Source organism: Pararhizobium sp. IMCC21322, from assembly GCF_030758295.1.
GTDB lineage: Bacteria > Pseudomonadota > Alphaproteobacteria > Rhizobiales.
Window position 1 is genome coordinate 2,282,381 of the sequence record NZ_CP132335.1, and the last position, 22,266, is coordinate 2,304,646.

Below are 22,266 nucleotides of genomic sequence, written 5' to 3' on the forward strand. Positions count from 1 at the left end.
CATGGTGTAGAAGGTATCTCAGATATCCTTTTGCCCAAGGGCTTCCCGGATGGCGTCAAGATTTGACTGTGAACCGGGGTTCTGGGGGCTGATGGTCAGCACGTCTTCGAAAGCTTCGGCAGCTTTTGCCAGTTGATTGCCGCGAATATGCACCAGTCCGCGCCCGGCAATAGCGCCAAAATGGCGCGGTTCCCGTTTCAGGGTTTCGGCAATATCGGCAAGCGAGGCCGGCAGGTTCTGCATCAGGTAATGCACCGTTGCACGCTTGTTCCACCCTTCAGCATAATCGGGAGCAAGTTTAATCATCTCATCAAATACGCTGCGTGCCTGCGCAAGGTCTGAATTATTCATGGCGTCCATGCCCTGACGCATCAATTGCTGCAACTCTTCGTTGGGAGCCGTGTGCCAGATTTCCCAGATCTGTTGTTCCACAACAGCCGCCTCGCCAGCATCAGCTGCCGACTTCAACTCATCGAACAGGTCTGGAAGGCGCGGGTCAGCTTGGTCAGCAAAGCTGTTGCCTGGCAAAAGCGTGAGAAAAATAATTAAGAACAGGGATCGGAGCACAAGCATTCCTAAGAATATGGCACGATGCCAAAGCTTGGCAAGGGGTGATCCACAATGGAGTTCAGACCCCTGCATTACCCAAGCGACCTCTGGTCTATTGAACACAGCTTAGGCATCACCAGGAACGAAGCTGGCTTCACCTACAACGAGAGCCGCACACATTAGAAAACGCGATGGCCATATTAAGCTCGCCTCCGTTTTTGCGAATGGAACCCTATTGATTTCCCGTCTTCGTATTTGCTCCATTCCCAATCAGCCAATAGTTCGGAAATAGCAGCCGATGGCACTGGTCTGCTGAAGTGGAAGCCCTGGACTTCCTTGCACCCAAGATTTTTTAGTAATGTTGCTTGCTCAATGGTTTCCACGCCTTCGGCATTTGTGGTCATTCCCATAGAGGCGCCAAGGTTGATGACCGCTTCGATAATGCTGTCAGCCTCGGAAGACGAGCCCAAATCTTGCGTGAATGATTTGTCGATCTTGATTTTGTCAAAAGGAAAACAACGCAGATAGCTGAGGCTTGAGTAGCCGGTGCCAAAATCATCCATCGCAATCCTGACGCCCAGTGCCTGCAATTCTGTGAGCACCGATATGGTTTCGTCGGTGTCGCTCAACAGGACCCCTTCGGTGATTTCAATTTCCAGACGGGCAGGGTTGATATCTTCAGCCTCAAGTGCATTTCGGACAGTGGCAACCAAATTGCCATGCCGGAATTGAACAGGTGACACGTTCACCGCAAACGTTAGTTCGGGCCAGTTCCTTGCTTCACGGCAAGCCCGGCGTATTACCCAGTCCCCGATGGGGACAATGAGACCACACTCTTCTGCTAACGGGATGAATTTCTCGGTTGAGATCGGCCCGTCCTTTTTGTGGTTCCATCTCAGCAATGCCTCAACGCCTTTGATCGTAGTCGTCGCCAGATCTATCTGCGGCTGATAATGCAGCTCGAACTCATCCTCCAGGATTGCCGTCCTCAGGCTTGTCTGAATCTTTTTACGGGTAAGCAGAGCATCATTCATCTCCTCTTCAAAATACTGATAAGTACCGCGCTCTCCGCTTTTGGCCTTGTACAAGGCCTGATCTGCATGGCGCAGCATTGCCTGACCGTCGATTTCGTTACCAGCGGTTCGCAACGATATGCCGATGCTAACCCCAGTCATGACTTCGTTTCCATCCAAATCAAACGGTTCTGAGAATGCTGCGATCAATCGTTCGGCAAGGGCCGAGGATCCAGAAGGCTGGTCAGCGTGTTTCTGGATGATTGCAAATTCATCACCGCCGAGCCGTGAAAGTACATCATTGCCGCGCAAGGAAGATGTCATCCGTTCGGCGGCTTGTTTCAACAACCGATCGCCAGCGGCGTGACCGAGAATGTCATTGACTTCCTTGAAATGATCCAGATCGATGCAGAGAACAGCCAGAGAGGTTTTTTGGCGATCAGCGTCTCCGATAGAGTGCAAAAGCCACTCATTGAAAACGGAGCGGTTGGGCAAATTGGTAAGAGGATCGTGACTTGCAAGAAAAGATGACTGCTCGCTTGCACGCCTGAGAAGGTTCAAAGGGAATGTCCGCAGGAAGAAAAATGCACCAAAAGCAATAATCAACGTCACCAAAAGCAGCAAAGCGGAACTATTGGCTACTTTGAGAAGACTGTGGGTGACGACAAGATATCCGACCTCGCGCCCGGCATCATGGAGCGGTTGTGTAACCGAAACATACGGTTTGAGGACATTATCGACACCTGTCTGCGTCACAGTTTCAGCGTCAGCATTCTTGACTTCGATTTTGTGTGCCAGATGGTCAACTTCGATCAACTCATTGATGCGAAGGGTCTCAAACTGCCACAAAGCCGGGTTGCGCCCTATGAGTTGCGAAAGGGTTTTGGCGTGCAGTTTGGCTTCTGATTCAATTTGGCCGCGTTCTAATTGTGCGCTGTAGTAGTAGTGCAGCAGCGGCGGAAAAACCGCGATAAAAATTGCAACTAAAAGTGCCATCAGCGTGGAAAATTGAACCATGCCGGGCGCAGTCTGCGGTGTTGTCATTGATGTTGGGGATTTCATCTCAGTGTCACCGCGCTGGCGCATGGTTGGTTGCGGCCAGTATGGATTGCGCCTTTTCAGAAAAGACAAAATCGAAAAATTGAGAAGCCATGTTTGACTGGCGCTGCGTTTTCACAATGTACAAGCTCTTGCGGAGCCTCAGGTCCTGGCTGGAATCACCACCAACTTCCGGCAGAATACCATTGAGGGGCAAAACCTTTACGCGTCTGTTCTCTGTCATAATCTGGCCCATAGCGATTGCACCTATGGATCCATCCAGTTGTTCAAGCATATCGGCGTTGTCCTGATCATTTATCGCTTTCAGCAAGCCCGGTCTTTGATGCGCGGCTTTGATGGCCTGCGACATTCCGTCAGACAGGCCGCTCAAAATTTGTGTGTCTGTTTCCGACATTGGCCGAAGAACCAGTCTCACTGGTTGACCGGATGGCCAATAAGTCATTTCCCCGGAATACATCTGTGCAAGTTGCTCGGTTGTTACCGCATCCGCATCTGTGCCTGATGATGTGGCAACAGCAAGAGGCGTTATGGCATAAAGCCTTGCTTCAACCCCCTGTACTTTTTCGTCCCTTTTCAATACACGCGACGCGACTGAAAGATCGATGACACCTGCGATCAGGGCTTTTATGCCTCCCGAGCTTCCCAGGCTGGGAAGAACCTCTATCATTGCGCCGGGGTTTTGTTTTTCAAAGGCAGCACCAAGCAGAGTCATACCGCCCAGCGCAGCACCGGTTCCACCGATACGCAGGGTGTCTCCGTGGGCTATTCCGTTAGCGCTGACGATCAGGAATGAAAAAATTCCGGTAAGTATTGATGATAGACGCATTGTGATCCTGGCGCTTAAATTGTATTAACCTAGCGATTGTAGAGGCTGTTCATAAAAGCGTGAAGAATTACACAATAATGAAAAAAGTAATTGATAGAATGTAATTCCGATTTTTCTTCAGAATTACATCACGACTTCCTTACGTGAATCCAGTCAATTCGGATCACTCTTTCCCAGATAGATCGCATTATATTTTCAAAAATATCGCCACCAATCTGTGCTGCTTGCAGCTGCTATTTGCGACGGACGGCGGATAATTTCGTAACGCCAGTCTGTTGTTTGCATATTGCGGACTGCCGGGGGACGAGCAGCGCAAGACCCGGTCGATGCGGGCCGAGGCAAAGCGCGATGAGGCCTCCGACAAAACTATGCTGAACTTATTTGAAACCGGCCGATCTCAACGCTGGCGATGACAAGGGCGTTTTCACACGCATCGGGATATTCTGGTGAGCCCCCTAGAGCGGCACACCAATGGTGCGGGGATCGGCCTGGATTTCACGAGGCGTAGTGAGTGGATGTCGGCCAAACAGGCTTTTGCCATCCGCAAACGGTGCTTTTACCCGGTGGGTATAGACATTGCCGAGATAGGGTTCAGCAATCCCGAGTATGAAATCAGTGTCCAGATCCTCGGGCTCCAGCAAGCCTTCGCGTGGATGAGCCATCACATAGAGTATCGATGAAATGAGCCCGGCTATAACCTGCAGGCTGGTGGCGTTTGTCGTCTTGTAGGCTCGGGAAATTTCTGTGGAAACCTCCGAACCATACCACGCCACTTCATCGGTGGTGTCGCGGAAAATCATGACGCCAAGAGAGTCGATGCCACGATCAATTTCTTCCAGCATCACCCGAACCGGCCCATCCGGGTGCCAGTCGTTTCCAGAAGCGTTGATGACCGTATCCTGTGCTGCAGGGCAGGGCTGATAGCAGAAATAGGATGTGGGTTGATAAAGCAGTTCATCGCCATCACGCAGCGAGAGAAAATTGGCAATCGTGAAGGCTTCCACATGCGGAATGACCATTCCTGAGAACACGCCAAAAGTGGGTGAGTATCCAAGGGAGTGGTAAAGCGCAGAGCGCGTATCAACTTCCAGATAGCGCACACCGCTGGCATCAAGGACAAAAGGTGCAATGGCTTCGTCTACGGGTTCATGGGTGCCGAAGGGAACGCAGATTTTCTCAGATGCCTCTTCCAGCAGCCCGTATATGGACCATGTGTTCAGCGCCATCTTTTCAGTGGACGGCGTGTCTGGTCGCTGGTCATCCATCTCGGTTATGATCACAGAGGTAATACCGAGCGTCTGAGCAAGCTCTGCCCAATCGGTTTGTAAGCGAGGTTGTGAGAACTCCGACCCCAGTACCTCTTGCCCCAGCATGCAGATAAGGCGCTTGGCAAAATGGCTGACGATGCCCGGATTGGCACCGTGACAGGTAATGGCGGTCGCGCCGCCGGAAAAGCGTTTCTTGGCTTGCTGTATGTCGCTGAAGCGCCCCCCATTATTGATCATATCTTCTGAGCCGACGAGATCCGCCCAGATTTCAAAACTGGTATCAACATAAAGAATGGAGCGTCGCTGACAGTACTCGATCAGGGCCTTGCTGCAGATGTTTACAGATGCATTGACCAGAATGCCTGAGCCATCGTTGAAAAACTGGTCCAGCACATCATCCAGATTCTTGGAATTTATGCAGCTTTCGACAAAGGATACGCCGTGATCCTGATGCAAATCAGCGCGGTCAAAGCTCTCTGAAACAACGAAAAAACGGGCCGGGTCCAAGTCTATATGATTGAAGATAATGTCGAGGCCCGCATTACCGATGGAGCCAAACCCCAGCAGCACGAACGTACCGTCAAAACTCTGTTTCTGTGACATGCAGGCCTTCCAAGGGGAGCGTCTGGGAGAGGGAGGATTCTGATTGTGGATAGGATGATCTTACAGGACTGAAACTGAAAAGTTCAATTGGGAATTGCTTTTTTCAGTGGAATTCATCCTTGCAGCGCATTTGTGACAGGACCATGACATCGTCATAACCCGCAACAATTATGCGTTTGCGTCAGCCGAGAGCCGGAAGACCGTCCAGTGTCGCCAGCACCGCAGCGGGGCTCAAATCCCGATACTCATCCTGCTGGCCGGTTCTGTTGACCCAAACAGTCCGGAATCCAAATGCGGTTGCGCCTGCCACATCCCAGCGGTTTGATGACTGAAAGGAAATAGCATCAGGAAAGACGCGAAATGTGGTTGTCGCCATTTCATAGACGGGTTCAGCCGTTTTGTAGGTCCGCAATTCGTCGACAGACAGAACTTCATCCAGCAGAGTATCAATTTTTGCTGATTTTACGGCGCTGTCCAGCATGTCTGGCGAGCCATTGGACAAAATCGCAGTTTTCGCGCCTCGTTCCTTAAGTGCTCGTAATACAGAAGGAACTTCGGGGTAGCAGTCCAACTCGCGATAAGCATCCAGCAGCGCTTCACGGTATTTCGGGTCAGCGCTTGGAACACAGGCAAATGCATGGTCAAGCGCTTGTTCGGTCAATTCCCAAAAATCCTGATAACGGCCCATAAGGGCGCGAACCCAGGAATATTCCAATTGCTTGGCGCGCCAGATTTCAGAAAGGCGCGCGCCATCTGGGCCGATTGTGTCAGCGTGTTTTCTAACGGCTGCGTGAACATCAAACAGTGTTCCATAGGCGTCGAACACATAGACAGCGTGGGGCATGTTAACTCATATGGTGAGAAAGATTAATTCCGTGTAGGCTGTCAGTTTAACGTAACTGCGTCAGAATGAAAGTCAGAAGACCAGGCGGTGTCGTCATTCAGTAGTTTAGGGTCCGCACCCTGGTCCGGATTTCAATAATACAATTGGGTAATAGCTTGTTGAAGTTCGGCAGTGTTGACGCCGCGCCGCAGCAAAGCCTAATAAACTCAGTTGGGCGAGGGTTGGAAGTAGGAGTTTTGGGTGAACGACAAAGAAAAGTGGGAAAATCCGGCGTCTGATATTCCGGAGGATGCAGTGTCCCCGGGTTCCATTCTGCCAAAACCAGCCAGAGCGGATTCTGTAGCACCTGAAGTCAGGTCGCCTGAAACCAGAGGGCGTGAAGTTGGGGCGCCTGAAGTTGGAGGGCCTGACGTTCGACCGCGGGCAAACGATCCCTTACCAATTATAGATCGAAACCAAGGTGCTGCCGGGCAGCCATCAACCGCGAAAGCCGCGGATACATTTGCGGCAGACGCTCAAGATCGCTTGGCAGAAACGCCCATCATTGCCAAACCCAAACCCAAACCGGGCAGGCGTATTCTGGGGCTCTGTGTGGCAGCTGTAATTGGTGCGGCCGCAGTTCTGGGTTATCAGTATTTTGGTCCCAAGCCGGAGGTCGAGAGCTTTGCGGCCTGTGTTGATAGGTCCGTACCAAACCTTCAAGCCGTGGATGGTCAGAAGCTGAGCGTCATTCTACTGCCATTGATAAATGACGCGGAAAACATACAAAGCGGTCTTGTGCAATCCGCTTTAGAGACGTTCGAGGGTTCAGATGGCCCCTTGATACAGGTGCAAACTGTGGATTGCGCGCTGGTTGACGATGCAGGCAGCCTACTGAAACTTGCATCGATAGCCAGTGAAAACAGTGTCGAGATCGCGCGCAAAACGGGCGCAGATGTGTTGATCTGGGGAGAGGTGCTGCCAGATGATCAACTTCTTGAATTGCGGATGAACTATCCCGTCGATAGTGGGCGCGCGCATTTCGCAACAGATCAACTGGCTTTGAAAACCGATTTTGGCACCGATCAGGAAACTGTATTCGCTGCGAAAATCTGGTCAATGTCGACCGTGGTAGATCGCCTGGATGCTGATAGCATATCGGACGGGATGGCAGCGACTCTGGAGGCACTTACACCGATATCGGTAAATCCCAAGCCTGAATTATCGCTTCAGCAACTCGGCAATCTCTATCATGCATTGGGCGATGCGGAATATGTTCTTGGTCTGCAGACAGAAGATTCCAATCGATTGGAAAGCGCAATTGACCATTATCGCAGCGCTGCAGAAATGTTCGAACGCTATCGTTTTACGGATGATTGGGCGCGTAACCAGAATGATATGGGCGTCGCCCTGACGGCCCTTGGCAAGAAAGATAACCGCAATCAGGAAATTGGCCTGGCCATTACCGCATTGCAGGATGCGATTGTCGAAATGCCGCGCAGCCGCGCGCCCCTCATGTGGGCACAATTGCAGGGGCATCTGGCAGAGGCCCTGAATACCCTTGGCACCCGCGATGCTAACAATCAGATGCTGGCTGATGCGGTTTCCGCCTATCGTCTTGCGCTGACTGTACAGGATCGGGAAAACTATCCGGTTCAATGGGGAACAACACAGCATAATCTGGGAGCAGCGCTGCAGGCTCTGGGGCAAAGAGCTGGCGATCCAGCCATATTGGAAGATGCAGTCATTGCGTATCGTGCGGCGCTTGAGGTGCGCACAGCAGAGAATCTGCCTAAGGATCATGCCATAACCCAGATAAACCTTGGCTCAACGCTCATGAGCCTTGGCGCGCGCGCGCAGAATACCGAATTGGTGAGCGAGGCAGTTGTCGCCTACCGCGCAGCTATTGATCAATTGGACAAGGAAAACTCGGTCATTGAGTGGGCGACAGCGCAGCACAGTCTCGGGAATGCCCTGGCGCTTCTTGCTGAGCAGAACGACAGTACCGATAATCTGGACGCGGCGCTCATGGCCTTCAGCCTGGCATTGGAAAGTTTTGACCGGCAAACAGACCCGACCCGGTGGGCGGTAACGCAGAATAATATCGGCAATGTACTGCACACTATGGGAGATCGCCGTAGGGATCCCGAAGCTGTTATTGCCGCTATAGCGGCCTATGAAGCGGCGGTTTCGGTGCTCTCAGAAACAGCCCCTGCTTACGCTGAACGCGTGGTTGAGAGCCTGGCTCGGGCTCAGGTTCTTCAGCAGACCATCGCTCAGAGTAACTGATAATGAAAAACGAAAGGCCCGATATGTTTGGAAGAGTCCCCGATATGTCTGGAAGATTTTATGACTGACTGGTCACAGACATGGACCTGGCTTGATGGAACATGGCTGGAGGGCAACGCCCCTATATTGGGGCCTCGGAGCCATGCAATGTGGCTGGGGTCCAGCGTGTTTGATGGCGCGCGCGCCTTTGAAGGTGTGATGCCGGATCTGGAATTACATTGTGGACGCGTGAACCGATCCGCTCTTGCATTGGGGTTGGAACCAACCATGCAAGCAGAGGCGATTGCGGATTTGGCCCGTGAGGGGCTTAAACGTTTCGAGCCCGGCGCTGAGCTCTATGTCCGCCCTATGTATTGGGCAGAGGAGGGAGGCTTCATGTCCGTGCCACCTAACCCCCAAAGCACACGTTTTGCGCTTTGCCTTTATGTGCTCCCGATGCCAAAGCTGAGCGGCTTTACAGCTACCACGACTGTGTTTCAGCGCCCCACGATCAATTCGATGCCGGTGAATGCGAAAGCCGGGTGCCTTTACCCAAATAATGGTCGGATGCTGCGGGAAGCGCAGGCGACAGGTTTTGACAATGCGCTGTGTTGCGATGGGCTTGGCAATGTGGCTGAATTTGCAACAGCTAACGCGTTTATGGTGAAGGAGGGAAAAGTCGCCACGCCTGTTCCCAACGGCACGTTTCTAGACGGAATCACTCGGCAAAGAATCATTGCATTGTTGCGTGGCGCGGGACTTGACGTTTTGGAAGCGTCATTGACGTATGATGATTTTCGCACCGCAGATGAAGTGTTCTCAACCGGCAATTATTCCAAGGTAATGCCTGTCACTCGATTTGAAGACCGCACTTTTGAACCTGGCCCAATTTCAGCTTTGGCGCGTGAACTCTATTGGCAGTTTGCGCATAGCTAAGACTGCGGTGATGGATGGATTGATTTTTTAAAAAGAAAAAGCCGGAACGTTGCCCGGCTTTTTCAATGGATCAATCAAATGGTGAGTTACACCGTTTGCGGCCACCCTTATAAGGCTGGAACGTATCAGTATAGATATCATAGGAACGATAACGATTATCACACCAATTCACATGCGCCGACCCTCTTCTGCTCCGGTAATAACGTGGAGCTGTGTGCCGAGGATAGGTTTTTACGCCGCGTTTGTTGTGGTTGTGATAGCCACGATTGGCATGACGATGGCAATAGCTGCGGCCATGGCAATGTGACCGACGGCCATATTTGCCACCGCGCGTCTTCACGCCGCCAAATACGCCATGACTTCCAAAGCCTAAAATGATTCCGCCCTTGTAATTTTGGCGGTATTTTGAACCATGCGCACTCGCAGCAGATGAGTATGTGGCAATCATGAAAACTGCCACCAACAAGCTGCTAAAGGTTGAAAACAAATAGTTTTTGCGTTTCATGCAGAAATCTCCCGAAAATAAATTCGGCACCCAGAGTAATGATAGCACTATTCGCACATTTTCGTAAGGTGCATTTTTGGTGCAAGCGCACAAACCGCCTGCATGACGTGTATGCGCTGAAGCCAGAGCTGCGTTACTGAGTTTGGGTTTTAGGATGTTCCGGCACAGATTTCAGATACGCTGCAATGGCATCCCTGTCTTCCGTGGTCAGCTTTGCTGTATTTTCAACAACATCCGCCATCGAGCCACCCAGACTGTCAAAGTCGGGCGTAAAGCCACTTTCAAGCGCGTAAGCGATATCTCCTGCAGACCAACTGCCAAGACCATCGGAATGCGGTGTGATATTTGGAATAAATCCTTTGCCGTCCGGGTTCGGGGCACCGGCAAATGCCAGGTTTCTGTCAATGGCACCAAGTGGATTGCGTGGTGTGTGGCATTCACCGCAATGGCCAAGCGCATTGACCAGATAGGCACCGCGATTCACTTGCTCGCTTTGTGACGAATCGTCCTCAAAGGCGCTGAAATCCGCGAAGAGAACTTTCCAGAGCCCCAAACCGCGACGCACATTGAAGGGAAAGCCGACATCATTTGCAGGTGCAGCATCGGGAACCGGCGGCAACGTATCCATATAGGCTTTCAGATCAAGCACATCGGTGAGTTTTGCCTTGCTATAGGACGTATATGGGAATGCCGGGTAGTAATGCGCACCATCAGGACTGACGCCTCTGGTGACTGCGTTTACAAACGCAAGCGGGCTCCAGGAGCCAATTCCTGCAGTGGGATCTGGAGAAATATTGGGCGCGATAAACGTCCCAAATTCTGTTTCAAACCGCAGGCCGCCTGCCAAAATCAGCTTGTCATCGCCTTTGGCACCCGGTGCTGCATGGCACGAAGAGCAGCCACCTGCGGCAAAAATATATTCACCGCGGTCTGCATCTGCAGTGTGTGCAGGAAGATCATCGGCAGCAAGCTGCTGCGGCATCGTTAAATACCAGAAGACACCCAGACCCAGTAAGCCCAGAACGACTCCAATTTTTATCAATTGCCGCAGCATAATTCTACTTTTTGGGGTGTTTATTTAGGTATTTGGTAGGTTTTATGGCACGCACCGCAATTCGCAGTAACCATGCCAAACTGAGCCTTGAAAGTGTCAAGATCTGCAGCTGGAGCCGCAATTGCAGCAGCCGTATCGGTCTGGAATTTTGCGATCGCAGCCGCAAATCCATCCGGGTCGCTCCAGATTGCGGGGCCAGCTTTCGTATCGCCTGTATCGGAACCCTCGGGGAATTTGGACCCATAGCCAAGCGAAACCGCGTTCATGGTGCGCAATGCGAGCATGGCAACGCGGGCATCAAATTCGGTTTCGCCCTTGACCATACCAGCCGCAGCACCTGTCGCGGCTCCCACTGATTTCATCATGGCCTGACGCTCTGCAATTGGATCTCCCGCTGCATAGGAAAATGTGCTGGCGCTGGCCAGGCCCGCGATCACAGCCAGTTTCAAGAGGTTTTTCATACACGACTCCTGTTGAGGTTGAGTATTTCAAGCGCAGTAAATCATACGATTATAAATGTGTCACCGGTTCAACGGACATCACAGATCACGGATGCGTGAACAAAAATGCCCGAGAGATCACGGAAACGTGAACAAAAAAAGCCCGACGCTTGGCCGGGCTTTAGAGAGTCACTGGTTCATTAACTGCTAGCTGGCTTTTTCGTAAAGCTCTGTCACATATTCCCAATTTACCAGATTATCGACAAAGGCTTCCAGATATTTCGGGCGCAGATTGCGGTAATCAATGTAGTAGGAGTGCTCCCAAACATCGCATCCCAGCAATGGTGTCGCGCCGTGGATCAGTGGGTTTTCGCCATTTGGCGTTTTCATGATTTCCAGCTTGCCGTTTTTCAGCGCCAGCCAGCACCAGCCAGAACCGAACTGGGTTTTACCAGCAGTCATGAAGGCATCACGGAAATCCGCAACGGAGCCCAGATCTTCGATGATCTTTGCTTCCAGATTACCAGGAATCGAACCGCCGCCATTTGGTTTCATCCACTTCCAGAAATGGATGTGATTGAAATGCTGACCAGCCTGATTAAACAGTCCCGGATTGTCGGAGTGGCTTTTTTTGACCACATCTTCCAGGGACATGTTGGCGTAGTCGGTGCCTTCGATCATGCCATTGCCGGCAGTCACATAAGCATTGTGATGCTTGTCATGGTGGAATTCGAGCGTTTCGGCAGACATGTAAGGTGCCAATGCGTCATAAGCATAGGGGAGGTCGGGAAGTTCAAAAGCCATCGGGTGTCTCCGGTTGTTAATGCGGCAATTCCACCAGCTGTGTGGGTAAAACCATAATTCACATCTAATGGATTGGTTGCAACATAGGCAGGTGTTCTGCACTCGGCAATGGTTTGCCCGCGTTCAAGGTGAGATTTTTGCGTCGAACGGCATTTTCATGGGCTTGGGTGTAAAACCAGCTTTGCCATCCCATTTGGGCAGTGATACACAGCTTCCAAATTCAAACACCATCGGGCTTTGCCCAGGAGTTTCTTCAACATGTCCGCAGCGGAAAAACCGCCATTGATGCTCTACCTTGCAGCGCCGCGTGGCTTTTGTGCTGGCGTTGACCGGGCCATCAAGATTGTCGAACTGGCGCTGAAAGCCTACGGGCCACCTGTCTATGTCCGTCACGAAATCGTTCACAACAAATATGTGGTTGATGGTCTGCGCCGTCAGGGCGCTGTTTTTGTAGATGAGTTGGATGAGATTCCGGAGACAGATCAGCCGGTGATTTTCTCAGCCCATGGTGTGCCGAAATCTGTTCCGGAAAGCGCAGCTGCACGGAACATGCTTTATATCGATGCGACCTGTCCGCTGGTTTCCAAGGTCCACAAAGAAGCCCAAATTCACCGCAAGCGTGCCCGTGAAATTCTGCTCATTGGCCACAAGGGTCACCCGGAAGTTATTGGTACAATGGGGCAATTGCCCCAAGGGGCAGTCACCCTGATTGAAACTGTAGACGATGCTGAAACCATTCAGCCCAAAGAGCCGGAAAATCTGGCGTGGATTACGCAGACAACTCTGTCGGTTGATGACACCCGCGAGATCGTAAAGGTTCTGCAGCGGCGTTTTCCAAGTGTGGTCGGGCCACACAAGGAAGACATTTGCTATGCCACCACAAACCGGCAGGAAGCGGTGAAGGCCATTGCGCCAAAAAGTGACGCAGTGTTTGTGGTGGGTGCTCCGAACTCTTCAAATTCCCAGCGGCTGCGAGAAGTTGCAGAACGCAGTGGCGCCCGGTCTGCCCATCTTGTGCAGCGGGCAAGTGACATTGACTGGCAGCAAATTGAAGGCGTGCGCACAGTGGGTTTAACAGCTGGTGCATCCGCTCCCGAAGTTCTGGTTGATGAAGTGATCGATGCCTTCCGCTCCCGCTTTGACGTTACGGTGCAGTTGGAGCGCACAGTGGATGAAGATGTCGTCTTCACTCTGCCAAGGGCTTTGCGCGAGAAAGTAAACCAACTGGACGCTGCGGGTTAGCACTATGGCGGTTTACACAGATGTCAGCGATGAGGCGCTGCAGCAATTCCTGATGCTTTACGATATCGGTGCGCTGACATCGTGCAAGGGCATTGCTGAGGGGGTGGAAAATTCCAATTTTCTTTTGGGCACTGATCGGGGACAGTTCATTCTCACCCTGTATGAAAAACGGGTGGATGTTGAGGATCTGCCATTCTTCCTGGGGCTGATGGACCATCTTGCTGCCAAGGGTCTTGATTGCCCTGTGCCCATTCACGACAAATCCGGCGACACGCTCAATACGCTTGAGGGACGTCCGGCCGCAATCATCTCTTTCCTTGATGGCATGTGGGTCAAACGACCAAACGTTGAACATTGCACCATGGTGGGGCAGGCGCTTGCCGAGCTTCACAAGGACGGCCAGGATTTTGGGATTGCCCGGGCAAACAGCTTGAATCAGGCAAGCTGGCGACCCTTGTTCGAACAATCCCGTGACCGCGCCAATGAAGTCCTGCGCGGGCTGGCCCAGACCATTGATGCCGAGCTGGAGTATCTCGATCTGAATTGGCCCCATGACCTGCCGAGCGGCGTAATTCATGCGGATATGTTTCCCGACAATGTGTTCTTCCTGAATGACAAATTCTCGGGAATGATTGATTTTTATTTCGCCTGCAACGAGATGCTGGCTTACGATCTGGCGATCTGCCTCAACGCCTGGTGTTTTGAGCGTGACAACGCGTTTAACGTGACAAAAGCACGCGCATTAATCGAGGGCTACCGTTCCGTTCGCGCACTAACACTGGACGAGTTGCATGCGCTGCCAATACTGGCGCGCGGCGCATCCATGCGTTTCCTGCTGACACGTCTTCACGATTGGCTGCGCGTGCCGCCAGGCGCTCTTGTGGTGCCTAAAAATCCCTTGGAATATCTTAAGAAACTGCGCTTCCACATGGATGTAGACAGTATTTCTGCCTACGGAGTTGACCCATGAGTGACAAGAAAGTTGTGATCTACACGGATGGAGCCTGTTCAGGGAATCCGGGACCGGGTGGCTGGGGTGCAATTCTCACTTATGGCGATACAAGCAAAGAGCTTTATGGCGGTGAGCCGGACACGACCAATAACCGCATGGAGCTGACAGCTGCGATTGAAGCGCTGAATGCGTTGAAAAAACCAGCCCAGGCAGAGCTTTGGACCGACAGCCAATATGTCAAAGGCGGCATAACGAGTTGGATTCATGGCTGGAAGAAAAACGGCTGGAAAACCTCCGCTAGAAAGCCGGTAAAAAACGTCGAGCTGTGGCAAGCGCTGGATGAAGCCCTGAAGCGCCATGATGTCAGCTGGCACTGGGTCAAGGGCCATGCGGGCCACGACATGAACGAACGGGCCGATGAGTTGGCCCGCACAGGCATGGCACCGTTTAAGGATTGAGATCAGACTCTGACGCTGCGTGTTCCTAGCTTGCAAAAAGGCCTATTGGACAGCGCTAAGTGTAACCATGGTCGCTAATTGGGAAAAACCGTTAATCCTGCGTCCAACCCGCTATTTTCAATGCAAACGCGGTCGTAAACGCGGTCTCTTTCAACCGATCAAACCGCCCGGATGCGCCGCCATGGCCGGCATCCATATTGGTTTTCAGCATCAGCAGATTGTCGTCGGTCTTCAACTCACGAAGACGAGCCACCCATTTGGCCGGCTCCCAATAGGTCACACGCGGATCGGTCAGACCGCCCAGCGCAACGATGGCCGGGTAGTCTTTCGCCGTGACATTGTCATAAGGGCTATAGTCTTGAATGGTTTTGAAATCGTCTTTGCTTGTCAGCGGATTACCCCATTCCGGCCATTCTGGCGGTGTTAAGGGCAGCGTGTCGTCCAGCATGGTGTTGAGAACATCGACAAAGGGAACCTCGGCAATAATACCAGCAAACAGATCCGGTGCCATATTCGCAACGGCACCCATCAGCATACCGCCTGCAGAACCGCCATGTGCAATAATGAGTCCTTCAGAGGTGAAGTTTTCCAAAGCCAGGAAACGCCCTGCAGCAATGAAGTCTTTGAACGTATTGACTTTTTTATCGCGTCGTCCGTCACGGTACCAGCGATCACCCTTGTCTTTACCACCGCGAATATGGGCAATTGCATAAATAAACCCACGATCTACCAGTGACAGGCGCGTCACTGAAAAGCCTGCAGGCATGCTGATGCCATAGGACCCATAGCCATAGAGCAGGCAGGGCGCAGTGCCATCCAGCTTTGTATCCTTGTGGTAAAGGATGGAAATCGGCACGCGTTCACCATCTGCTGCCAATGCAAAGATACGCCGCGTGCGATAGTCCTCAATTGTATGGCCGGACGGCACTTCCTGCGTTTTGCGCAGTGTCCGCAACCGATCGACCATCTGATAGTCGAACACTTGGGCAGGCGTGGTCATGGAACTGTAAGAGAACCGAACAGTATCAGTGTCGAACTCAAGCCCGTCAGACACGCCAAGTGCGTAGGCTTCTTCATCAAACGCAACGGAATGTTCGTCTCCGGATGCAAGGTCTCGCACAATGATCCGTGGCAGGCCGTCAAACCGCTCCAGCCGCACCATGTGATGCGTGTAAAGTGTCAGCGACAGGATCAGCGTTCCGGCCCTGTGCCGTACCAGATCGCTCCAGTTTTCCGGCGCAGGGCTGGAAATTGCTGTTGTCACGATCTTGAAGTCTTCTGCGCCATCGCGGTTGGTCAGAATGTAAAACTGCTCTTCATGATGCTCAACGGAATACTCAACGCCGGTTTGCCGCGCAGCAATCAACTGCGGAGCAGCCTTGGGGGCGTTTGCACGAACAACGCGCACTTCAGACGTTTCATGATCATGACTGTCGAGCAGAATATATTCGCCTGAAAGGGTTTTGCCGACGCCCAGAAAGAACCCGGCGTCCGGCTCTTCATAAACAAGGTGGTCCTCGGACTGATCGGTCCCAAGCTTGTGATAAAAGACTTTGCAGGGACGGTGATTATCATCAAGGACAGTGTAGAAAACACCGCTGCTGTCCGCATCCCAAATGGCAGCTCCGGTGGTTTCCTCAATCTGGTCCGCCAGTTCATTCCCGTTGGAAAGATCACGGATGTTCAGGCGGTACTTTTCTGATCCTTTTCGGTCAGCTGTCCAGGCCAGCTTGCTGTGGTCAGGTGAATGGCTGGCACCACCAAGCTTGAAATAGGCAAGGCCTTCCGCTTCCACATTGGCATCAATCAGCACGCTTTCTGCGCCGCCATCACGCGGGGTACGCACCAGCAGCGGATGCTGAGCGCCGGTCAACTCCTTGGTCAGATAGGCATAGGCACCATCGGGCGAGGGGACGGAACTGTCATCTTCCTTGATACGGCCACGCATCTCTTCAAACAATTTTTCCTGCAACGCTTCTGTGTCTGCCATGGAAGCGCTGGTATAGGCATTTTCTGCTTCCAGATGCGTTCTTATATCCGGCGCGAGACCGGAGGGGTCACGCATAACGTCTTGCCAATTATCCGCCCGGAGCCATGCATAGGCATCTTCAACCGAGATGCCGTGATGTGTGTAGGACGTAGGACGTTTTTCGGCAAAGGGTGGTGTTGACGACATGGCGCTCTCTTTCGGACAGGCTACCCGTAGGTCTGGGGAATGGAGTGAGGTGGGTTCAAACAGGTTATGCCTGTTTGGTTCAATGGTTTTCGTCAGCTTTGAAACTCAGAGCCTGACCGTTCATGCAATAACGCAAACCTGTCGGCTGAGGCCCATCGGGAAACACATGGCCCAGATGCGAGTCGCAGGTGGCACATCTCGTTTCCGTACGTGTGTTAAAAAGCTTCCGATCCTTAAATTCGTTGACCGATTCCTCATCAACCGGCGCGTAAAAGCTGGGCCAGCCGGTGCCTGAATCATATTTGGTTTCCGAGCGGAACAAGGGTGTGTCGCAGCAGACGCATTTGTATAGGCCATCTGCCTTCTGGTCCCAATCCGGTCCAGTAAATGCACGCTCTGTGCCATGGCGCCGTGTGACGTGATATTGCTCGGGCGTAAGCTGCTCACGCCATTCTTCATCTGTCTTTGTGATGGTCGGTGTGCGGTTTTGTTTTGTCATCGGAAACTGCTTTCTAACGGTATTGTGATTGGTCAAATAGGACCTGCACCTGATTGCGGCAAGTGTATCTGCAAAGGGGCACTGTCCTTCGACGTGATCACTCAATTCAAACTGACCTGGTGAAACAGCCCTATTGAAGCTGAGGAGATCGCTTGCGCTCGCTTTCCCGCCAAGTCACATAGTCAACTTGCTGCGCATCACTTTGCTTTGGTGCGATGCGCATCAGATAGCGTTTCATTTTATGATCCTTCAGCGAGGCGTGTCTGATGTTGCGCCAGAAACTGTCAACGGAAACGAGCGAGGAATCATGCTTATTGAGCTGGATGAATGACGTCCCTCCCAGAAGGATGACTTCTTCGCCGAGATGTTCATAGGGACCGTGCAGGGGATCCCGCAACAGCCTGGGCGGCAGGAGCGGAACAACATCATCACTGTCGACAACGCGTAGCAGCGGTATATCCTTGAACCGCTTGGCACCAAGAGCAGTCGTAAATTTGGGTTGACCGAAGTTGATGGCCCGATCGACGGTGTAGCCGTCATCCTGCAGATACAATATCAAGATGGCGGCGACTGCGGCCCCCAGAGAATGGCCTGTGAGTCTGGTCTTGTAGTCCTTGTGCAAATACGGTTTCACATCGTCATAGACCCGCAATGCAAGCCTTTGAAAACCGGTGTGAACCGGAATGCCCAAACTCACGCTTTCTTCAATGACGGTCTCTGCATCAAGAAGCACATCTATAAAATTGGCTGTTCCACGTATGCTGATTGTCTGGGTTTTTTCCTCAGCTGACATCTCCAGAAAGTATTGGACTTTCGTGTTCTCAGGCACAGCAACCCTGATTGTTTGTGGAAAGCGTTGTCTGATGATTTCGGGAGAGGCATACGCGGCTTCAGAACGTTCCGCGTAGCTCATGACCTCAACAAAGTCAGTCTGAATTCCTGCAGGCTGGTTTGTCAGCTGTTTTGCGAAATTCAGGCTTGATGCCGCACAGGCACCCAGCAAGAGCAGAAGCAGCAATGCAGCAGCCACCCTGCAGCATTGTGCCAGCAGATAGTTCAACCGCATTGATTTACTCCATACTGACCTTGCCGAAAAAGCATAGCGCATCTTGTCAAAAGGAACAAAGTGAATGCCATTGATGACATGTGGCACCCAATCAGCTTTTGGTTTGAAAAACGAAAGAGGAAGAGGCACGGCAGGACTGATGCTCAAGACGGCCAGTTGAAAAACCCCCGTCAAAAATCGAATCGCCGTCAGCAACCAACCAGGGGTTGGTGATGAGGGCCTGTACAGCTCTTGGAGCAGCAGGGAAACGCATTTGGCGGACAGACTTTGAGCTTAATTAAAAGGAAATTGAATCAGATCATGAGCAAATTTCGCTATCCTGTTGTAGAAATGAACCAAATCCATGTAATTTGAATGAAAACTGCAGCGAATTTCATTGTCTTTGGCTCGATGATTACCCATTTACATTGCAGTAGAATGGCGACTTTCCTTAATTCCTGCCAGAAGGTTTGCACCCCGGGCGCTTTTGTTGCAAATGGATAAGAGCGCTTTATATGTCGTGCAAAGAAATCAAGGGTAGGGATTCGTGAACGCAGCAATTGATGGCACCTTCATTGCCATTCTGGCACCCTTCATCGCCGCGGCGTTTGCGCCGTTTGTGGTTCGGATGCTCGGCCATAATGGATCCTGGCTTCTGGCTTTGGTGCCAGCAGGTATCTTTGTCCATTTCCTTGGATTTATCGATCAGACTGCCGGTGGCGCTGGCATTGCCAGCGTGTGGGACTGGTGGCCCGGAATGGGGTGGCCGCTTTCCTATCTGATCGACGGTCTCAGCCTGATGTTTGCTTTGCTGATCAGCGGCATTGGCACATTCATAGTTCTTTACTCTGGCGGCTACATGAAGGGCCATCCCCAACTCGGGCGTTTCCTGTCGTTCATCTTCCTGTTCATGGGGTCCATGCAGGGCCTGATCATTTCTGATAATTTGATTACGGTCTTCATTTTCTGGGAATTGACATCGATCACATCATTCCTGCTGATCGGTTTCAACCACACCAAGGAAAAGTCCCGCCGCGCGGCCCTTCAGGCCCTTGTCGTTACAGGCGGCGGCGGTTTGTCATTGCTGGCTGGCGTCATACTGGTGCAATTGGTGGCCGGGACATCTGATCTGTCTACGCTTCTGACCCAACCCGGCCTGTTGCAAACCAGCCCTTATTATCTGCCGATTTTGCTTTTGTTTCTGGGTGGCGCCTTTACCAAATCCGCTCAGTTCCCGCTGCATTTCTGGTTGCCGAATGCCATGGAGGCACCGACGCCTGTTTCCGCGTATCTACACTCGGCGACCATGGTCAAAGCCGGGGTCTATCTGTTGATGCGGGTTCAGCCAATCATGGGCGACACGCTGATCTGGTCGATCATTCTGCCCATCTTTGGTGGAGCAACGCTGATCGTTGGCACGCTTTTGGCTGTGCGCCAGACAGATTTGAAGCTGATGCTCGCCTATACGACAGTGGCCTCATTGGGCCTTCTGGTCATGCTGGTCGGTACCAGCAATACGATAGCCATACAGGGTGCGGTTATCTATTTGCTGGCGCATTCGCTGTTCAAAGGCGCGCTGTTTATGGTAGCCGGACTGGTGGACCATGAAGCGGGCACGCGGGATGTCACCAAGCTTGGCGGTCTGGCCAAAGCAATGCCGATCACCTTTGGTGCCGGGGCTCTGGCGGCGCTGTCGATGGCTGGTCTTCCTCCCTTCATTGGGTTTGTGGCCAAGGAAGAACTTTATCTTGGCATCTGGGGCACTGAACTGCCATTCATGGCCCTGACAATTACAGCTGTCATAGGCAATGCGTTGATGCTGGTGATCGGGTTTGCAGTCGCCTTCAAACCATTTCTGGGTGCCAAGGTGGAAACGCCGAAAGCTGCCCATGAGGGGCCTGTGTTGATGCTGGCAGGTCCGGTGGTGCTGTCACTGTGTGGCCTGGCGTCTGCCCTGTTCCTGCAGTGGACCAGCGTTTATCTTCTTGGGCCAATGGCGTCCAGTGTGGCTGGAACAGTATTGGAACCGGAATTTCATCTGTTCCCGTCCGCCATCAAGGCAAATCTGATCCTGTCCCTCATTACGGTTGCCATTGGTCTGATCCTGTTCTTCCGCCTGGCTTCGCTGCGTGCGGCGATGGACCGTGTGCTGCGGGCCATTGGATGGGGACCAGACCTTGGGTTCGATCAGTTTATGAGCGGCCTGGTCTTGATGTCGCACCGCGTGACCCGACTGATCCAGCCAGGTCAGATGAACCTTTATATGAAAGTCGCTTTTGCCGCGACTGCAGCGGCCGTTTTGCTGCCGCTCATCTTGCTGGATGAATTGCCGGACTGGCCGGAAATGCCCCAGATGCGATTTTACGAATGGGGGGTGATGGCCATCGCTGTCATTGGTCTGGCAGCTGTTCTGAATGCCAAAAATCGTCTCTCAGCCATAGCGGCCTTGGGCATACAGGGCTTTGCGGTGGCGCTGCTTTTCATGCTGTTCGGCGCGCCCGACTTGTCATTTACCCAATTTATGGTCGAGACATTGTCAGTTGTCATTCTCGCTCTGGTGATGACGCGGCTCAGCCTTTATCAGACAGATCATCGCTCCGTGGGCAGGACCATCGTGGATGGTTCGCTGGCCGTTGCAGTCGGGGGCGGGTTCTTTCTCTTGCTCCTGTCGGTTACGCAGCAGCCATTTAACTCCGAACTTTCCGACTTCTTCCGGGAGCACAGCGTGGCAATTGCCCATGGGCGCAACATCGTCAACGTTATCCTCGTGGACTTCCGCGGTGTTGATACGTTGGGAGAAATTGCTGTTGTGGCCATCGCCGGCCTTGCCATACTGGCGCTGATACGGCTACGCCCCAAAAGGAAACTGGATGCGTTGGCGATCGCTGACAAAAGCGATGCCGGTGTTAACTCCAATGTCAAAATCGCACAGGTTCAGGAGACCACATCATGAGAACAGTGATCTTCAGAACCACGGCCCCTTATCTGACAAGCCTGATGGTGTTGTTTTCAATTTTCGTGTTGTTGCGCGGCCATAATGAACCGGGTGGCGGATTCATCGGCGGGCTGATCGCAGCGTCCGCTTTTGCAATCTATGGTGTTGCCTGCGGTGTTCCACCAGTCCGCCGTGCATTGGTGTTTCATCCAATGTCGATTGCCGGAACCGGCCTCTTCATTGGAGCTTCGGCAGGCGTCATATCGCTGTTTGCAGGGGTTCCGTTTTTTACCGGTCTTTGGATATACCCGTCAATTTTCGGCGTCGAGATTGCGCTGTCGACACCACTGGTTTTTGACATCGGTGTCTATCTGGTGGTGTTGGGAACGATCGCGTCCATAGCGCTTGGACTGGAAGAGCGGGAGAAACTGTAATGGAAGTCGCACTTTCAGCCTTAATTGGCATCTTTTTCATGACGGCTGTCTATCTGATGCTGTCACCTCACATCATCCGCATATTGCTGGGTGTTGTTGTGCTTGGAAACGCCGTCAATCTTCTGATCTTCACCAATGGGCGCCTCACAAGGGAAGTGCCGCCCATTGTGCCTGATGACGTGATTATTGCAGCGCCAACCATTGCCAACCCTTTGCCTCAGGCACTGGTGCTGACAGCCATCGTTATCTCATTTTCCTTCTTTGCCTTTTTGCTGACACTGGCTTATCGCGCCTATCAGGAACTGGGCACGGATGACACTGACACTATGCGCATTGCGGAGCCGGCTGACGAAGCCGCTCCGCCAACTGGTTACTAG

Annotated in this window: 20 protein-coding genes; 8 read left to right on the top strand and 12 right to left on the bottom strand. The window is 52.4% G+C overall.

The genetic code is table 11. The features are described 5' to 3' along the window. Positions 1 to 18: 18 nt before the first annotated feature. The 5 genes from RAL91_RS10965 to RAL91_RS10985 all read right to left on the bottom strand — a co-directional run bounded on the left by RAL91_RS10965 (position 19) and on the right by RAL91_RS10985 (position 6,162). Positions 19 to 567, bottom strand: coding sequence for a tetratricopeptide repeat protein (locus RAL91_RS10965; RefSeq protein WP_306262176.1), 549 nt, complete (start codon positions 565 to 567; stop codon positions 19 to 21). Positions 568 to 749: 182 nt separating this feature from the next. Then, positions 750 to 2,624 carry a bifunctional diguanylate cyclase/phosphodiesterase gene (locus tag RAL91_RS10970; protein WP_306262178.1) on the bottom strand — a complete coding sequence of 625 codons (1,875 nt, stop codon included), beginning with the start codon at positions 2,622 to 2,624 and terminating at the stop codon, positions 750 to 752. A 7-nt stretch (positions 2,625 to 2,631) separates the two neighbouring features. Beyond that, the gene (locus RAL91_RS10975) at positions 2,632 to 3,447 is read right to left on the bottom strand and encodes a PstS family phosphate ABC transporter substrate-binding protein (protein WP_306262180.1); all 816 of its coding nucleotides are present in this window, start codon (positions 3,445 to 3,447) and stop codon (positions 2,632 to 2,634) included. A 455-nt stretch (positions 3,448 to 3,902) separates the two neighbouring features. After that, positions 3,903 to 5,318 (bottom strand): saccharopine dehydrogenase NADP-binding domain-containing protein, encoded by a 1,416-nt coding sequence (locus RAL91_RS10980; RefSeq protein WP_306262182.1) that lies wholly within the window; start codon positions 5,316 to 5,318, stop codon positions 3,903 to 3,905. Positions 5,319 to 5,499: 181 nt separating this feature from the next. Continuing rightward, positions 5,500 to 6,162 carry a haloacid dehalogenase type II gene (locus tag RAL91_RS10985; protein ID WP_306262183.1) on the bottom strand — a complete coding sequence of 221 codons (663 nt, stop codon included), beginning with the start codon at positions 6,160 to 6,162 and terminating at the stop codon, positions 5,500 to 5,502. 240 nt (positions 6,163 to 6,402) lie between these two features. On the opposite strand from RAL91_RS10985, the gene RAL91_RS10990 reads away from it, so the two are divergent. Together RAL91_RS10990 and RAL91_RS10995 are read left to right on the top strand one after the other, a co-directional pair. After that, the gene (locus RAL91_RS10990; RefSeq protein WP_306262185.1) at positions 6,403 to 8,430 is read left to right on the top strand and encodes a tetratricopeptide repeat protein; all 2,028 of its coding nucleotides are present in this window, start codon (positions 6,403 to 6,405) and stop codon (positions 8,428 to 8,430) included. Positions 8,431 to 8,490: 60 nt separating this feature from the next. Continuing rightward, positions 8,491 to 9,345: a branched-chain amino acid aminotransferase gene (locus RAL91_RS10995; RefSeq protein WP_306262187.1), complete on the top strand. Its 855-nt coding sequence runs from the start codon at positions 8,491 to 8,493 to the stop codon at positions 9,343 to 9,345. A 70-nt stretch (positions 9,346 to 9,415) separates the two neighbouring features. Here the strand turns inward: RAL91_RS10995 and RAL91_RS11000 are convergent, their stop codons facing one another. The 4 genes from RAL91_RS11000 to RAL91_RS11015 form a co-directional block, all read right to left on the bottom strand. Next, on the bottom strand, positions 9,416 to 9,850 hold the full coding sequence (locus tag RAL91_RS11000; protein WP_306262189.1) for a BA14K family protein: 435 nt from the start codon (positions 9,848 to 9,850) through the stop codon (positions 9,416 to 9,418). Positions 9,851 to 9,983: 133 nt separating this feature from the next. Next, positions 9,984 to 10,892: a cytochrome c gene (locus tag RAL91_RS11005; protein WP_306262191.1), complete on the bottom strand. Its 909-nt coding sequence runs from the start codon at positions 10,890 to 10,892 to the stop codon at positions 9,984 to 9,986. Positions 10,893 to 10,924: 32 nt separating this feature from the next. After that, complete coding sequence (locus RAL91_RS11010) at positions 10,925 to 11,365, bottom strand: cytochrome c (RefSeq protein ID WP_306262193.1); 441 nt, start codon at positions 11,363 to 11,365, stop codon at positions 10,925 to 10,927. Between the two features lie 186 nt (positions 11,366 to 11,551). Further along, positions 11,552 to 12,148 carry a superoxide dismutase gene (locus RAL91_RS11015; protein ID WP_306262195.1) on the bottom strand — a complete coding sequence of 199 codons (597 nt, stop codon included), beginning with the start codon at positions 12,146 to 12,148 and terminating at the stop codon, positions 11,552 to 11,554. Between the two features lie 258 nt (positions 12,149 to 12,406). On the opposite strand from RAL91_RS11015, the gene ispH reads away from it, so the two are divergent. From ispH to rnhA, 3 genes are read left to right on the top strand one after another with little or no spacing between them, the layout of a single operon-like run. Continuing rightward, positions 12,407 to 13,390 carry a 4-hydroxy-3-methylbut-2-enyl diphosphate reductase gene (gene ispH / locus RAL91_RS11020; RefSeq protein WP_306262197.1) on the top strand — a complete coding sequence of 328 codons (984 nt, stop codon included), beginning with the start codon at positions 12,407 to 12,409 and terminating at the stop codon, positions 13,388 to 13,390. A 4-nt stretch (positions 13,391 to 13,394) separates the two neighbouring features. Further along, the gene (gene thrB / locus RAL91_RS11025) at positions 13,395 to 14,360 is read left to right on the top strand and encodes a homoserine kinase (protein ID WP_306262199.1); all 966 of its coding nucleotides are present in this window, start codon (positions 13,395 to 13,397) and stop codon (positions 14,358 to 14,360) included. Then, complete coding sequence (gene rnhA / locus RAL91_RS11030; RefSeq protein ID WP_306262201.1) at positions 14,357 to 14,800, top strand: ribonuclease HI; 444 nt, start codon at positions 14,357 to 14,359, stop codon at positions 14,798 to 14,800. The genes thrB and rnhA overlap by 4 nt, the downstream gene beginning before the upstream one ends. Positions 14,801 to 14,891: 91 nt before the next feature. On the opposite strand, the gene RAL91_RS11035 is transcribed toward rnhA, so the two are convergent. From RAL91_RS11035 to RAL91_RS11045, 3 genes are all read right to left on the bottom strand, one after another. Beyond that, complete coding sequence (locus RAL91_RS11035) at positions 14,892 to 16,976, bottom strand: S9 family peptidase (protein WP_306262203.1); 2,085 nt, start codon at positions 16,974 to 16,976, stop codon at positions 14,892 to 14,894. A 79-nt stretch (positions 16,977 to 17,055) separates the two neighbouring features. Continuing rightward, on the bottom strand, positions 17,056 to 17,475 hold the full coding sequence (gene msrB / locus RAL91_RS11040; protein WP_306262205.1) for a peptide-methionine (R)-S-oxide reductase MsrB: 420 nt from the start codon (positions 17,473 to 17,475) through the stop codon (positions 17,056 to 17,058). A 130-nt stretch (positions 17,476 to 17,605) separates the two neighbouring features. Then, on the bottom strand, positions 17,606 to 18,541 hold the full coding sequence (locus RAL91_RS11045) for a lipase family protein (protein WP_306262207.1): 936 nt from the start codon (positions 18,539 to 18,541) through the stop codon (positions 17,606 to 17,608). 526 nt (positions 18,542 to 19,067) lie between these two features. Here RAL91_RS11045 and RAL91_RS11050 point away from each other — a divergent pair. From RAL91_RS11050 to RAL91_RS11060, 3 genes are read left to right on the top strand one after another with little or no spacing between them, the layout of a single operon-like run. Further along, complete coding sequence (locus tag RAL91_RS11050) at positions 19,068 to 21,473, top strand: putative monovalent cation/H+ antiporter subunit A (protein ID WP_306262209.1); 2,406 nt, start codon at positions 19,068 to 19,070, stop codon at positions 21,471 to 21,473. After that, on the top strand, positions 21,470 to 21,889 hold the full coding sequence (locus RAL91_RS11055; protein ID WP_306262211.1) for a Na+/H+ antiporter subunit B: 420 nt from the start codon (positions 21,470 to 21,472) through the stop codon (positions 21,887 to 21,889). Before RAL91_RS11050 ends, RAL91_RS11055 begins: the two co-directional genes overlap by 4 nt. Continuing rightward, positions 21,889 to 22,266 (top strand): Na+/H+ antiporter subunit C, encoded by a 378-nt coding sequence (locus RAL91_RS11060; protein ID WP_306262213.1) that lies wholly within the window; start codon positions 21,889 to 21,891, stop codon positions 22,264 to 22,266. Before RAL91_RS11055 ends, RAL91_RS11060 begins: the two co-directional genes overlap by 1 nt.

Excerpts from the sequence above, each read along its gene's own strand:
- RAL91_RS10970 (WP_306262178.1), bottom strand. The coding sequence starts at position 2,624 with ATGAAATCCCCAACATCAATGACAACACCGCAGACTGCGCCCGGCATG.
- RAL91_RS10975 (WP_306262180.1), bottom strand. The coding sequence starts at position 3,447 with ATGCGTCTATCATCAATACTTACCGGAATTTTTTCATTCCTGATCGTC.
- RAL91_RS10980 (WP_306262182.1), bottom strand. The coding sequence starts at position 5,318 with ATGTCACAGAAACAGAGTTTTGACGGTACGTTCGTGCTGCTGGGGTTT.
- RAL91_RS10985 (WP_306262183.1), bottom strand. The coding sequence starts at position 6,162 with ATGCCCCACGCTGTCTATGTGTTCGACGCCTATGGAACACTGTTTGAT.
- RAL91_RS10995 (WP_306262187.1), top strand. The coding sequence starts at position 8,491 with ATGACTGACTGGTCACAGACATGGACCTGGCTTGATGGAACATGGCTG.
- RAL91_RS11000 (WP_306262189.1), bottom strand. The coding sequence starts at position 9,850 with ATGAAACGCAAAAACTATTTGTTTTCAACCTTTAGCAGCTTGTTGGTG.
- RAL91_RS11010 (WP_306262193.1), bottom strand. The coding sequence starts at position 11,365 with ATGAAAAACCTCTTGAAACTGGCTGTGATCGCGGGCCTGGCCAGCGCC.
- RAL91_RS11015 (WP_306262195.1), bottom strand. The coding sequence starts at position 12,148 with ATGGCTTTTGAACTTCCCGACCTCCCCTATGCTTATGACGCATTGGCA.
- ispH (WP_306262197.1), top strand. The coding sequence starts at position 12,407 with ATGTCCGCAGCGGAAAAACCGCCATTGATGCTCTACCTTGCAGCGCCG.
- thrB (WP_306262199.1), top strand. The coding sequence starts at position 13,395 with ATGGCGGTTTACACAGATGTCAGCGATGAGGCGCTGCAGCAATTCCTG.
- rnhA (WP_306262201.1), top strand. The coding sequence starts at position 14,357 with ATGAGTGACAAGAAAGTTGTGATCTACACGGATGGAGCCTGTTCAGGG.
- RAL91_RS11035 (WP_306262203.1), bottom strand. The coding sequence starts at position 16,976 with ATGTCGTCAACACCACCCTTTGCCGAAAAACGTCCTACGTCCTACACA.
- msrB (WP_306262205.1), bottom strand. The coding sequence starts at position 17,475 with ATGACAAAACAAAACCGCACACCGACCATCACAAAGACAGATGAAGAA.
- RAL91_RS11045 (WP_306262207.1), bottom strand. The coding sequence starts at position 18,541 with ATGCGGTTGAACTATCTGCTGGCACAATGCTGCAGGGTGGCTGCTGCA.
- RAL91_RS11055 (WP_306262211.1), top strand. The coding sequence starts at position 21,470 with ATGAGAACAGTGATCTTCAGAACCACGGCCCCTTATCTGACAAGCCTG.
- RAL91_RS11060 (WP_306262213.1), top strand. The coding sequence starts at position 21,889 with ATGGAAGTCGCACTTTCAGCCTTAATTGGCATCTTTTTCATGACGGCT.